At 40.2% G+C, this 13,526-nt stretch carries 14 protein-coding genes and 1 pseudogene; 11 read left to right on the forward strand and 4 right to left on the reverse strand.

Annotated elements, in window-relative coordinates:
* From BGL89_RS20740 to BGL89_RS20780, 9 genes are all read left to right on the forward strand, one after another.
* A partial coding sequence (locus BGL89_RS20740) for a DUF7149 domain-containing protein (RefSeq protein WP_286827417.1) occupies positions 1 to 3,665 on the forward strand: 3,665 nt, incomplete at its 5' end.
* Positions 3,666 to 3,932: 267 nt separating this feature from the next.
* Entirely contained in the window at positions 3,933 to 4,238 is a 306-nt protein-coding gene (locus BGL89_RS20745; protein WP_286827418.1) for a DUF2281 domain-containing protein, read from the forward strand.
* The gene (locus BGL89_RS20750) at positions 4,235 to 4,624 is read left to right on the forward strand and encodes a type II toxin-antitoxin system VapC family toxin (RefSeq protein WP_271972073.1); all 390 of its coding nucleotides are present in this window, start codon (positions 4,235 to 4,237) and stop codon (positions 4,622 to 4,624) included. Before BGL89_RS20745 ends, BGL89_RS20750 begins: the two co-directional genes overlap by 4 nt.
* 108 nt (positions 4,625 to 4,732) lie before the next feature.
* Entirely contained in the window at positions 4,733 to 4,981 is a 249-nt protein-coding gene (locus tag BGL89_RS20755; protein WP_286827419.1) for a DUF433 domain-containing protein, read from the forward strand.
* Positions 4,978 to 5,346: a DUF5615 family PIN-like protein gene (locus tag BGL89_RS20760; protein WP_271972069.1), complete on the forward strand. Its 369-nt coding sequence runs from the start codon at positions 4,978 to 4,980 to the stop codon at positions 5,344 to 5,346. Before BGL89_RS20755 ends, BGL89_RS20760 begins: the two co-directional genes overlap by 4 nt.
* A 220-nt stretch (positions 5,347 to 5,566) precedes the next feature.
* On the forward strand, positions 5,567 to 5,908 hold the full coding sequence (locus BGL89_RS20765; protein ID WP_271972067.1) for a DUF433 domain-containing protein: 342 nt from the start codon (positions 5,567 to 5,569) through the stop codon (positions 5,906 to 5,908).
* A 16-nt stretch (positions 5,909 to 5,924) separates the two neighbouring features.
* Positions 5,925 to 6,149, forward strand: a complete 225-nt coding sequence (locus BGL89_RS20770) for a DUF433 domain-containing protein (protein WP_286827420.1) — start codon at positions 5,925 to 5,927, stop codon at positions 6,147 to 6,149.
* 155 nt (positions 6,150 to 6,304) lie between these two features.
* Entirely contained in the window at positions 6,305 to 7,366 is a 1,062-nt protein-coding gene (locus BGL89_RS20775) for a CIA30 family protein (RefSeq protein ID WP_286827421.1), read from the forward strand.
* An 86-nt stretch (positions 7,367 to 7,452) separates the two neighbouring features.
* A complete protein-coding gene (locus tag BGL89_RS20780; RefSeq protein ID WP_286827422.1) occupies positions 7,453 to 8,073 on the forward strand; it encodes a CPP1-like family protein in 621 nt (206 codons plus the stop codon).
* Here the strand turns inward: BGL89_RS20780 and BGL89_RS20785 are convergent.
* A complete protein-coding gene (locus tag BGL89_RS20785) occupies positions 8,070 to 8,765 on the reverse strand; it encodes an HAD family hydrolase (protein WP_002801790.1) in 696 nt (231 codons plus the stop codon). The two genes, BGL89_RS20780 and BGL89_RS20785, sit on opposite strands and share 4 nt — an antisense overlap.
* A gap of 428 nt (positions 8,766 to 9,193) precedes the next feature.
* On the opposite strand from BGL89_RS20785, the gene sds reads away from it, so the two are divergent.
* Complete coding sequence (gene sds, locus BGL89_RS20790; protein ID WP_286827423.1) at positions 9,194 to 10,165, forward strand: solanesyl diphosphate synthase; 972 nt, start codon at positions 9,194 to 9,196, stop codon at positions 10,163 to 10,165.
* Here the strand turns inward: sds and BGL89_RS20795 are convergent.
* Both BGL89_RS20795 and BGL89_RS20800 read right to left on the reverse strand, forming a co-directional pair.
* Positions 10,162 to 10,707, reverse strand: a complete 546-nt coding sequence (locus BGL89_RS20795; RefSeq protein WP_286827424.1) for a hypothetical protein — start codon at positions 10,705 to 10,707, stop codon at positions 10,162 to 10,164. The genes sds and BGL89_RS20795 overlap by 4 nt on opposite strands.
* A 283-nt stretch (positions 10,708 to 10,990) precedes the next feature.
* Positions 10,991 to 11,098, reverse strand: a pseudogene (locus tag BGL89_RS20800) (2Fe-2S iron-sulfur cluster-binding protein); the annotation flags it as partial.
* A 66-nt stretch (positions 11,099 to 11,164) separates the two neighbouring features.
* Here BGL89_RS20800 and cimA point away from each other — a divergent pair.
* Positions 11,165 to 12,805 (forward strand): citramalate synthase, encoded by a 1,641-nt coding sequence (gene cimA, locus BGL89_RS20805; protein ID WP_286827425.1) that lies wholly within the window; start codon positions 11,165 to 11,167, stop codon positions 12,803 to 12,805.
* A 141-nt stretch (positions 12,806 to 12,946) separates the two neighbouring features.
* On the opposite strand, the gene BGL89_RS20810 is transcribed toward cimA, so the two are convergent.
* A complete protein-coding gene (locus BGL89_RS20810; RefSeq protein WP_286827426.1) occupies positions 12,947 to 13,441 on the reverse strand; it encodes a hypothetical protein in 495 nt (164 codons plus the stop codon).
* Positions 13,442 to 13,526 lie beyond the last annotated feature (85 nt).

Here is a 13,526-nt window from a genome sequence, read left to right on the forward strand (position 1 = left end):
TGAAGACGGAAAATTTCTCTCCCCGACAAGCATTAAACAAAGCATTTCTGAGAGTCAAACCGAATCGGAGTCAGGTAGAGAAGTTTCAAACTCACCTAAGACAACTCTTGGGGAGTATCAACGAGACAGAATCGGAGGAGTTTCATAAAAACCTGCTTGCAGACTTTCTCAAACACAGCTACTACAGTCCCCAACATTTCATCAACACCAAGGGAAGGAATGATTTAGTCATCCATAATGGGAAAGAATCGCGGGATTCCGTGGGGGTAATACTGGAAGTCAAGAAACCCAGCAATAAAAGCGAGATGCTGCGGAGAGACAAACTCAACTGTAAAGCATTACAGGAATTACTCCTCTACTTCCTACGGGAAAGGATAACCGAGAAAAACCTAGAGATAAAACAGCTGATTGCAACCAATATATATGAGTGGTTTATCTTTGACGGGAATGTCTTCGAGAGACTATTCGCGCAAAATCAGGAACTTGTCAGACAGTTTAATGACTTTGAGACGGGGAGACTAACGGGAAAAACCACCGACTTCTTCTACAAACAGATAGGAGAACCTTTTCTTGACTCAATACTGAATTCCCTGACATACACCTATTTTGACTTGCGGGAATACTCCCAAACCATCGGGGAGGATGAACATCAGCTAATCAGTCTCTATAAAATCTTTTCTCCCGAACACCTCTTAAAACTACCCTTTGCGAACGATAGCAACAGTCTCGACAAGAACTTTTATAGTGAGTTGCTGCATATCATCGGGTTGACAGAGATAAAAGAGGGAGGAAAAAAACTCATCCAACGTCTGCAACCGGCAGCGCGTCAACCCGGTTCGCTGCTAGAGAACGCTATCAGTCAAGTGGAGAGTTTAGATAAAATCTCTCGTTTACCCAATCCCGAAGAATTTGGGGAGACGGAGGAGGAGAGACTATTTAATATCGGTTTGGAGTTGGGGATAACTTGGATAAATAGAATCCTTTTCCTGAAGCTATTAGAAGCGCAGATAATTAGGTATCATCGGGGGGATAAGTCCTTAGGGTTTCTCAATTTAAGCAAAATTGCCGACTATGACGACTTAAATCGCTTATTTTTCAGCGTCTTAGCAAAAAAACAGTCAGAAAGAAGCAGAGACATCCAGAATATCTATACTCAGGTTCCCTATCTCAACAGTTCTCTGTTTGAACCGACGGAATTAGAACAATCAACGATAGTTATCAGTAACCTGCGTTCGGAGAACTTAGAGATTTTTGTGGGAACAGTCTTAAAGGATAGTCAGGGGAAAAAGCGAACAGAAGAAATTAACGCTTTAGCATACCTATTCGAGTTTCTCAATGCCTACGATTTTAGCAGCGAAGGTGGGGAAGCGATACAGGAGGATAATAAGACTCTTATCAATGCGTCGGTGTTGGGATTAATCTTTGAGAAAATCAACGGATATAAGGATGGTTCCTTTTTCACCCCCGGTTTTATCACTATGTATATGTGTCGGGAAACGATTCGACGCGCAGTGATAGAGAAATTTAACCAGAGTCAGGGATGGGATTGTCAGACTATCGAGGATGTGTATAACCGCATCAAAGATAAAACGGCAGCCAATGATATTGTCAATAGTCTCAAAATTTGTGATCCTGCGGTGGGTTCGGGACATTTTCTCGTCTCTGGGTTGAATGAGATAATCGCGATTAAGAGTGAACTACAGATTTTAGTGGATAAAGAGGGTAAAACTCTCAGGGATTATCGGGTTGAGGTGGTGAATGATGAGTTAATCGTCACCGATGATGACGGGAATATATTTGAATATAATCCCCGCAACCGAGAAAGTCAGCGCGTACAGGAGACTTTATTTCAGGAAAAACAGCGTCTGATTGAAGGGTGTCTCTTTGGAGTGGATATAAATCCCAACTCGGTGAAAATCTGTCGGTTGCGTTTATGGATTGAGTTGCTCAAGAATGCTTACTACAAAGCAGATAATGAGTTAGAGACGCTACCGAATATCGATATTAATATCAAGGTGGGTAATTCTCTGATTAGTCGGTTTGGGTTATCCAATGATTTACAAGTCTTTTCCCGCAAAAGTCGTTTAAGTATCGAGAGTTATAAGGATGCGGTGAGAGTCTATCGCAACGCGGAAGATAAGTCGCAAAAGCGCGAGATGGAGAGATTGATAAGTGAGATTAAGAGTAGTTTCCGTCAGACTTTACAGGGAGATAATCCCCAGAAAAAGCGCTTGCGCGGTTTGGAAGCGTATTTATATAGTCTAGAGAATCAAATTTTGTTATTTGAGGAGTCAGCTAAGGAAAAGAAAGCGCGGGAAAAGGAGATTAGTCAGTTAAGGAATGAGATTGATAAGTTACGTCTGGAAATCGAGGAGATTGAGAGTGGTAAGATTTATCATCATGGTTTTGAATGGCGCTTTGAGTTCCCCGAAGTTCTAGATGATAAGGGGAATTTTCTCGGTTTTGATGTGGTAATTGGTAATCCTCCTTATGGTGTTAAATTCAAGGAAATGGAAAAGAGTTTTTATAAAACAAAATATCCTATTTCAAGTCAAGGAAAAATTGATTCTTTTAAATTATTTTATGAAAGAGCTTATCAACTTTTAAAATCTGAATATTATCAATGCTATATTGCTCCTAATACATTTCTTTATAACACTCAATCTGAATCTCTAAGAAGTTTTCTTATTCAAAATACACATATTATTAAAGCTATTGAGTTGAGAAAGAACATTTTTGAAGATGCTCCTGATGTAGTCACTGTAATAAATATTTCCCAATATATTAAACCTAAAAAAGACTCAACTACTTCTGCGATGGTTGCCTGTCCAGATTATAAATATAATAATCTATATGATGATGAATGGGAAATTATTCAAGAAATACCATACTCAATTTTTATAAATGATAGAGAGAAGAAAATTAATCTCAGAAGAAAACTTATATTAGATGAAGTTATAAACAAGATGAACAAATTTAGAAAATTAGGCGAGCTTTTTCAACTGAAACAAGGGACAAAACCTTATGGAGATAAGCAAAATAAAAATCCCGACCTATTATCTAATAATCAAATAGATCAAAGCTGGGAACCAGCAATTAATGGAAGAAATATTGCTCCCTATAGTATAGTATTTGAAAACTTATATGTTAAGAGAAGCAAAGAATTACATAGTTGTTTGCCAAAACAAATAGTAGATAGTGAAAAAATTTATTTTCAGAGAATGCGAAAAATATCATTATTTCCTAGAATAGTTGCTTGTTATGATAGGGATGGAATTCATGGATTATATACTTGTTCCGTTATTTATAAGAACAATTTAAATACGGTAAATTTAGATTTAAAGTATTTATTGGGAATTTTAAATTCTCATTTAATAAATATTTGGTATAAAAATTTTGATACTGATCTAGAAATAAAGCTTGTCTCGGTAAAAAGTATTCCAGTAAGAGAAATTAGTCAAGAACAACAGCAACCTATAATTTCACTTGTAGATCAAATTCTCACGTCTAAAAAATCTAATCCCAAAGCGGACACAAGCGAATTAGAAAAAGAGATTGATAACTTAGTTTACAAACTTTATCAACTAAGATATAATGAAGTAAAAATAATTGATCCAGAATTTACAATAACAGAGGAAGAATATGAAGGAATTAAAATAGAGTAAAAGGGGAAATAAAATGAAAACAAGAATAAAAAACTCTGTATCTAGTGTGGTTTTTATTTATTCAGGGAAGGGGAATCTGCATCACAGATATATTCGCCAAGAATATCACCAATACAAATATAATGATCAACCCAAAATATCCATTTATCTGTGGTTATGCTGTTGCAGTTTATGGACATCCATGCTATAATAAAGATATTGATGTTTGGATTGAAATAAGCCTGTGATATAAAAAAAGGCAGCAAAAAATACAATAGGAGCCAACCCATGTCAGAGCGAGAACAACTAATTAAAGAACTCGATCAATCCCCAGATTTTTTAGTTCACGAAGTTTTAAACTTCCTGTTATTCATCAAAGCTCGCACTGCTGAAATTTCCCAACAAGAATCTCTTGAAAAAACTCAAGAATCGAATATTCCAGATTTTTTAAGCTTCATCGATCAAATAAATTCTGAAACACCAAAAACTAAAAAACTACGTCCATTTGGTTTGTGTGCGGGAGAATTTGTTGTTCCCGAAGACTTTGATGCACCACTCCAGGAAGAAATTTTAAATGCCTTTGAAGGAAAATGAAAATTTTACTAGACACACATATTTTTTTATGGTTTATCAGTGGAGATCAACGACTTCCCACAGATATGCAAGCAATGATTCAAGACCTAGATAACGAAATTTATCTAAGTGTTGTGTCAACTTGGGAAGCAATTGTTAAATATCAGTTAGGTAAATTACCATTACCAGAATCACCTGCAACCTATTTCCCGAGACACTGTGATCGGCATCAAATTCTGAATCTTGACCTCGATCAAGCTAGTGTAAGTCAACTAGCTAATCTTCCATCTTTACATCGTGATCCTTTTGACAGAATGCTGATTTGTCAAGCCTTACAAAACGATATGGCGATCGCAACAGTAGATGGAGCCGTTAAAGCTTATCCAATCAATTTACTTGAACCATGATCAACTTATAAAAAAAGCGATTGATCACTTAGTTTATAAACTTTATCAACTCACCTATATCCAGAATATAAAGCCATTAAAATAGAGTAGTGTATTAGGGAAAACAAAATGAAAACAATAGCAGGATTAGATCGCATTACCTTTGACCCTAAAATTATGGCAGGTCAAGCTTGTATTCGTGGAATGCGGATACCCGTATCAGTGATCATTAACCTCATCGCCAATGGCTTATCAACAGCTGAGATAATTGAAGACTATCCCTATCTCGAACCAGAAGACATCCAACAAGCTTTAAGATATGCAGCTTGGCTAACCCAAGAGCGCGTCATCCTTTGGCAAAACACCCAAGCAGTATGAAGTTTTTAGGTGATATGGGTATCTCTCCCCGCACAATTGCACTTTTGAGAGAACAAGGCTATGACGCAATCCACCTGATTGAAGAAAACCTAGAAAAGATGACAGACCAAAATATTTTAGACAAAGCTCGTCAAGAAGAAAGAATATTACTTACAGTAGATTTAGACTTTGCTCAACTATTAGCAATTAGTGGCGACAGCTTACCCAGTGTTATTTTATTTCGTCTAGGGAATGTAAGCCGAGAAGTTGTGAACCGTCGCTTGTTAGCCATCTTAAATGACTATGCCACAGAACTTACTAATGGTCTAATCATCTCTGTAACTGATGTTTCAATTCGACTTAGGCACTTACCCATTCAACCATGAAAATTTTACTAAAAACACATATTTTTTATGGTTTATCAGTGGAGATAAACGACAATGACAGAGGAAGAATATGAAGCAATTAAAATAGAGTAGTAGGGAAAACAAAATGAAAACAAGAATAAAAAACTCTTGATATGGTGTAGTTTTTATTATGGTTAGTTCCCTGACATAAGCTAAATGAAATTAAACAACAAATTGATTAACATCTCAATCAAAAAAAATGAAAGCAGTTAAAGCAATGGCAACCATTAACGAACAAGGACAAATCACCCTAGATAGTCCGCTAATGAATAACAAAAATAGTCGAGTAGAAATTATCATCCTCATCCCAGAATTAGCAATTGAGAAAACATTAAATGTATGTGGTGGTGATGCTTGTATCCGTAATACCAGAATCCCGGTTTGGCTATTAGTCAGCTACCAACAACAAGGACTGAGCGACGCAAAAATATTAGAAGCATATCCCACCCTAAACGCGGTTGATCTGGCAAATGCTTGGAGATATGCCGAAAATCATCCCCAAGAAATTGCCAAAGCAATCCTGGAAAACGAGGCTGATTAGACAATGGTAAAACTCTATGCAGATGAGCCATTTCCCTTACCTGTTATCAGAATTTTGTTGTATTCGTGGAATGCGAATCCGCGTCACAGACATATTAGAAATGCTGGCTGAAAACGTCAGCATCACTGAAATTTTAGAAGACTTTCCCGATTTAGAACTAGCCGACATTCAAGCTTGTCTAATCTTTGCCGCACGTCGTACAGACTTTCCCAGACTAAAGAATCTCAACCAAAATGCTTGACAAAAGCCAAGACTTGACTTATACTTTTTATATAATGGGAATCCGTGCCTAAATATATATAGGGGTTTTCAGAGAAATTAACGAGCGTTTGCGGCAAGGATTAAAGCTGGTTTGGTTAGGCTAACTTTATCAGGCCCTTTGAGGAGAGAAAAGTTATGGCTGAGTCGAAAAGCTGGGATTTTCAGAGATTTTGGCAAACTCTAGACTATTTTGATAGTATTCCCCTGTGGAGTTGTCTGCAAAAGCGGCTCGGTTTCGGGGAAGATAAAAAAAATCAGCTAACAAATGAGCAAGGGATGAAGACTATATTAGTCATTGGTGGGGAAAATGCGATCGGTAGAAAAGTAATCTCTCAACTACAGCAGCAAAACTATCAAATGCGCGCTTTAGTCGATAATATTGATGATGCACGTCAATTATTCGGCGAAAATGTCGATTTATTTGCTCTGCAAACCCCGCAATTATTCACAGGGATTGAGAGAATTATCTACTGTCAAGGGGAGAATAACCGCCATAGTTTAGCTAATTTACTCGATTTACTGAAAAATGCCGGGATAACCGCCGAAAAAACCCTCTTTGACTTTAGCAATCCCAGCAGTGATATAAAAGAAATCTGGGGTGCGGTGGATGATGTGGTAATGGGAGGAGTGAGTGAGAGTCAGATAACCCTGACTAGAGGACGAGCGCTCTTTTCCGGTATCGTTAGAACTGAAAATAACGGCGGTTTTGCCTCAGTTCGTACCAGAAACCTGAATCCTCCCCTAAATTTATCTAACTACGAGGGAATAGAATTACAGGTAGAAGGGGACGGAAAACGCTATAAATTAATTCTGCGCTGTGAAGGACGTTGGGATGGCATCGGTTACTGTTATTCTTTTGATACACTTGATCGCACCTGGCAAAGTATTTCTATTCCTTTTGGCGATTTAATCCCGGTAGTGCGCGCTAAAACCCTCCGGGATGCAGCACCGTTTGATAGTAGCAACGTCTATGCTTTGCAGTTAATGCAGAGTAAATTCGAGTACGATGGGGCCATAAATCCCCGTTTCTCCCCGGGGTTATTTGCTTTAGAAATTGTCACAATTAAAGCCTACGGTGGCAAAAACCGCTTAATTATCGTTAAAGAAGGAGAAATCGCCGAAAAAAGCCTTTTAGATGCTAGTGGTTATCCCTACGAAGCGATCGATTCTGCCCAGATTTTCGCTAAACTTAATTAATTTAAATAAGCTTGGATCTCAAGTTAAACTACAGAACATCGGGTTAAGATCATGACTATCGGGAGCATAATTAAGGAGGTATGTTCATGAGTGAACAGAATCCCTACGAACAACTTGGGGTTACTGAAGAATCCTCTTTTGAAGAAATTCAAGAGGCCAAACAAAGACTGGTGCAACAGTATCAAAATGATAGCAAAATTGTCGAATTGATCGAGTCGGCCTACGATTCCGTCCTCATGGATCGACTGCGGATGCGACAGGAGGGTAGAATTAAAGTTCCCGATCGCATTCGTTTTCCCGAACGTCTGACGATTCCGGTGGAAAGTAAACCGGTTACTAGCAGCAAATCTCCTCACTGGTGGCAAAGCTTAATCGATACACCTTCTGCACGGGATATCGGCGTACCAGCAGTGATTTACGCTTGTTTAGGAGCAATAACGCTGTTAGTTCCCGATCCCAGTGGCTCCCTTTTACCGCTGCTCTTAGCTTTTGGCGTTTTCGTTAATATCTATTTTTTCAACCGCAAGGAAAACCGTTTTGGCCGCGCCTTACTATTCACTCTCGCTGGTTTAGTGCTAGGAGTCGCTCTGGGAGCGGGATTAGCCAGTTTAGCGGCCAAGGCGGATTTGAATATCTTCGGCGATCGCCCAATTTATGCGCTCGTCACTTTTCTGATCTTTTGGGTGATTAGTAGTTTTTTCCGTTAACCAATCGCTCGTAGGGAGCCTAAGATCACGTCCACTGCTTCCCCAAGGTTATTGACGATATAATCAGGCTCGTAGCTCTCTAAACGGGAACGGCTGCGAATCCCGGATAATACGCCAATAACCTTAATATTTTGGCTCTTAGCGGCGGCAATATCCGCTTCCGTATCCCCCACCATCCAAGTATCGGCAGCCGCCGGCAGTTCCTTAGCGGCCTTAGCCATAAGCAGGGTTTTGTCGCGCACGTCGTTGGTTTTGGTGTAATTATTATTTAGACAATAACGACGATTAGCGGCGAAAAAACGACCGATATCGTGGCGATTAAAGGCATGATCTAGCTCAGATACCCGCCGCATCGTCATCACGACTAAATCGATCTTTAACTCTTGGATTTTCTGGAGAGTTTCCAAAGAACCAACCACCGGGCGATCGTGGACAAGATAGGGTAAAGTATGAACAGTTTGACGACGAAGATGGGCAAATTTACGCGCTTGATCTTCATCTAATCCTGACATTTCCCCGATACGCTTCTCAGAAACCTGATCCCGTTTTAACTGCCAAAATTCCGCTTTCGATAATTCTCCGATAATTTGACCTTTATAGGCGGTTTTCTGTAAACAGTCTTGATAAACTTGGTAATATCGCTCCGATACGTCCATTATCGGCCCGTCAAAGTCGCTAATTAGTCTCAACATCGTTCTAATACTTCTCGCTTTATTAATTTTTATATACAAGTTACCCTAGAGTCTTGACAATGACAAGAGTTTTGTCAGGAAAAAAATTAGGGATGAGGGAAGTGGAAATTATGAATTATGAATTATGAATTATGAAGAGGGGAGTGGGGAGTGGGGTGTGGGGGGAAATAGGGAAATGGGGAAGTGGGGAAGTGGGGAAGTGGGGAATTTCAACTAAAAACCCCAACATCCCAACCCCTAAAACCCTAAAACCCTAAAACCCCAACCCCTCACTGATTACTGATTACTGATTACTGATTACTGATTACTGATTACTGATCACTGATCACTGATCACTGATGCTTCCCCTTCCCTAGTCTGGACGGTTAGCTTAAAATAAATGTAAGGATATGTAAACTTTCGTAACTATCTCGCCAATTGGCTAACTAATGATCCCAACAACTTCTTTATTCGCACCCGTTGACGATGATCTCCGTCTTTTGACCGATAACTTAAAAAACCTCGTCGGCGCTCGTCATCCCATTTTAGCGGCGGCAGCAGAACATTTGTTCGAGGCCGGTGGTAAACGCGTTCGACCGGCGATCGTGTTGTTAGTGTCTCGCGCTACCATGTTAGACCGGGATATCACTCCCCGTCATCGTCGATTAGCGGAAATCACGGAGATGATCCACACTGCCAGTCTCGTCCATGATGATGTGGTAGATGAGGCGGAATTGCGGCGCAGTGTTCCCACCGTTAACAGTTTATTTGACAATCGCGTGGCGGTTTTAGCGGGGGATTTTCTTTTCGCTCAATCCTCTTGGTATCTAGCAAATTTAGATAATTTAGAAGTGGTAAAATTGCTCTCAGAAGTGATTCGCGATTTTGCTGAAGGGGAAATTCAACAGGGAATTAATCGCTTTGATACCAGTATCTCCTTGGCAGCTTATCTAGAAAAAAGTTACTACAAAACTGCTTCTTTAATTGCCAACAGTGCCAAAGCGGCCGGGGTATTAAGCGAGCAATCGGCTGAAGTTAATCATCATTTATATAATTATGGTCGCGATTTAGGATTAGCTTTTCAAATCGTCGATGATATTCTCGATTTTACCTCCCCCACGGAAGTATTAGGAAAACCCTCTGGCTCCGATTTGATCAGTGGTAATATCACCGCTCCCGCTCTCTTTGCCATGGAGGAAAATCCCTATATAGAAGTGTTAATCGAACGGGAATTTAGTCAGGAAGGAGACATCGAAAAAGCTCTTGATTTTATTCACTCTAGCCAAGGTATTCCTCGCTCAAAAGAATTAGCCAATCAGTATGGTCAAAGTGCCTTAAAACACCTTGACTGTTTAGCTTCTTCTCCCTCAAAAGATGTGTTAATCGAGCTAGTAGATTACGTTTTGAGCCGAATTTATTAGGGAATAATAGTTCTCGCCGTAGCAATAGTCCAAGCATCAACTAATAATAAAAATAGGGTGAGAATAAAAAGAATTCCATACATCCAAGGCTGAGAAAGGGGGCGAATATCAGTCATATCCAAGTTGGTTTTTTCCTCGATTATTTTGACCATGCGATTAAATCCCACCACTCGCATCGGCAATAAATAGGCTTTTTCTGAGGAGCGATCAAGGAAATAATAAACTAAACCACCCTGTCCTGTACTGCGACATTTAAGTTCTTTTATATCTGTCCAATTTAACCACCAACCAGAGCGAAGAAAAGCGGGAACCCATTGGGGATAGGTAACTTGTATTCCTGTTTCTGATAAAATTACTCTTTCACTTAAAGCTCCGTATAAAGCGATTAATCCTAAGCTAATTCCTACCCAAAGAAAATTGGGACTAACGGGGGAATTAGTGACTTTTGCTAAAAAGGGTAAGGGGATGGTTAACGCCACATATAAACTTAATAAAGTTACCCGAATTATTGGTGATATCCGAAAAATTATTGTCTCGTTCATTTGATAACCTTAATCAGTAAACAGTGATCAGTAATCAGTAATCAGTAATCAGTAATCAGTGAAAAGAAGGCTCCGAACTTGCCACCTAATAAGCTGTTGACTATCTAAATTACTCGTTGAGACTGCACCAGAGTTGGGAGCAGGGAGCAGGGAGAGGAAGTTTGAGCATTTGTACTAAAATCTCCAATAGGCAGTTTAAATTCAGTACAGCTTACTTTACACTTTAATACTTAATACTGTTCACTGAAAACTCAAAACTGATAACTGATAACTGATAACTGAACTTGGAACCGCCATTATACAAAGAAATGTCATGTTTTAATAATACGCGACGGAGATTTGCACCTCGATCGCAGGTGATTGTTTGACTGTAAACTGTTATTCTAGGCATTAGGGGCGTGATTTTAAGTCGCTACAGTTATTTATTAATTAATACTAACACCTATTGACTATTTCTATGAACAATGGTAAGCGCATTTGGGTCTATGACACTACTCTCCGGGATGGGGCCCAGCGAGAAGGTATTTCCCTCTCCCTAGAAGATAAAATTAAAATCGCTAGGGAATTAGATCGGATGGGTATGCCTTTTATCGAAGGCGGTTGGCCTGGCGCAAACCCTAGAGACGGTCAATTTTTCTGGAAACTGCACGAAGAACCCCTAAAACAAGCGGAATTAGTCGCTTTTTGTTCCACGCGTCGCCCCCATATCGAGGCCCGGGAAGATCGGATGTTAACCGCCATTCTCGCCGCTAGAACCCGTTGGGTGACAATTTTCGGAAAATCTTGGGATCTGCACGTCACAGAGGGCTTAAAAACCAGTCTGGAGGAGAATTTAGCCATGATAGGAGATACGATCGAGTATCTACGCTGTGAGGGAAAACGAGTCATTTATGATGCCGAACATTGGTTTGATGGTTACAAAAATAACCCAGAATACGCCCTTTTAACCCTGAAAACCGCCAGGGCTGCCGGGGCCGAATGGTTAGTTTTCTGTGATACCAACGGTGGCACTTTACCCCAAGAAATCGCCCCTATTGTGGAGAAAGTGCGGGAGAAATTGGGCATCGATCCCGATGAGGAAAATGCGCCTCAATTAGGCATCCATGCTCATAATGACGCAGGAACCGCCGTAGCTAACTCTTTAGCGGCAGTCAACGAGGGCGTACGCATGATTCAAGGCACAATTAACGGTTATGGGGAACGCTGCGGCAATGCCAATTTATGTACTTTAATTGCCAATCTTCAGTTAAAAATGGGCTTTTCTTGCCTAGAAGAAAATCAATTAGGCCGATTGACGGGAACTAGCCGAAAAATCAGCGAAATGGTCAATTTAGCGCCGGATGATCATGCTCCCTTCGTCGGACGTTCCGCTTTTGCCCATAAAGGCGGTATTCACGTTTCTGCGGTGGCGAAAAATCCCCTTACCTACGAACATATTAACCCGGAAGCGATCGGGAATCAGCGCCGCATCGTCATTTCTGACCAATCGGGATTAAGTAATGTGTTAGCGAAAGCGCGCAGTTTTGGCATCGATTTAAATAAAGATGATCCCACCTGTCGGCAAATTTTGGAACGTTTAAAAATCTTGGAAAGTCAGGGTTATCAATTTGAGGCAGCCGAAGCTAGTTTTGAGTTATTAATGCGGGAAGCTTTGGGACAGAGAAGCCACCTTTTTGAATTAAAAGGATTCCAAGTTTATTGTGATATGCTGCGGGATAGTGGTAATGCGATCGCGACAATTAAAGTACGGGTAAAAGAGGAAGATTTATTAGAAGTGGCCGAAGGTAACGGGCCTGTGGCTGCTCTAGATCTGGCTTTAAGAAAGGCTTTAGTCAAATTCTATCCTGAAATCGCTAACTTTCACCTGACCGATTATAAAGTGAGAATCCTCGATAGTGGTTCGGGGACGGCAGCGAAAACTAGGGTTTTAATCGAGTCGAGTAACGGTCAACAAAGATGGACTACCGTGGGAGTGTCTAGTAATATTTTGGAAGCTTCCTATCAAGCAGTAGTAGAAGGAATTGAATACGGTTTATATCTGCTGCAAAACAATAAACTAGAATTATCGGGTCAATTTTGTCCTTTGGGGATAATTTAGGGAACAGTTATCGGTCGTCAGTATTCAGGAGTCAGTATTCAGGAGATTATTTTTATTTATTCTTCCCCCGCAACGCGCACGCAGTGACCCCCCACACCTCGCACCCCACTTCCTGCTACCCTTTCTGGGATTGAATGTTTCCTAGGATAATAATCTAGTGGCCAGAGAATTTTGCCAACGACGAGCCAAGGCCCGCAGATACATATTAACGGGAAACTGATAATATTCGATCATTAACCAGAGTAAACAAATAGCATGGCAAATCAAGGTTAAAATCGACCAAAATAGAGGCACCCATGACAAAGGACTCCCCTCGACTGGAGGAAAAAGATAGGCACCCGTAGCCACAATTGCTGTGGGAAAAATCACAAATCCTAAACCGATAATTAAGTAAAAACCTGCCATCTCCATGCCTTCTCTCGGTAAACCCTGCCAATACTTACCATTCCAATACCAAGTTAAGGGTAATTGACTATCGGCCATTTTTAAAACCTGTTGTTCTAAATTAGCAGTAAAAATGTGTTGACAAAAGTTACAAGCATAGGCTTCCATTAGTGTTAAAGCGGCAATTTTACCATGGCGACAGACGGGACAAGAATAGGTATCGTGATAGTTTAATCGGGTTGGCTCGGTCATCGAAAATTTTGGGTCTGAAACCCCGTCGTTCTACGACGGCTTTACTGTTAAATATTAACACATTTACGAAATATATGCTAAAATG

Source organism: Microcystis sp. LSC13-02 (genome assembly GCA_002282935.1).
Classification (GTDB): domain Bacteria; phylum Cyanobacteriota; class Cyanobacteriia; order Cyanobacteriales; family Microcystaceae; genus Microcystis.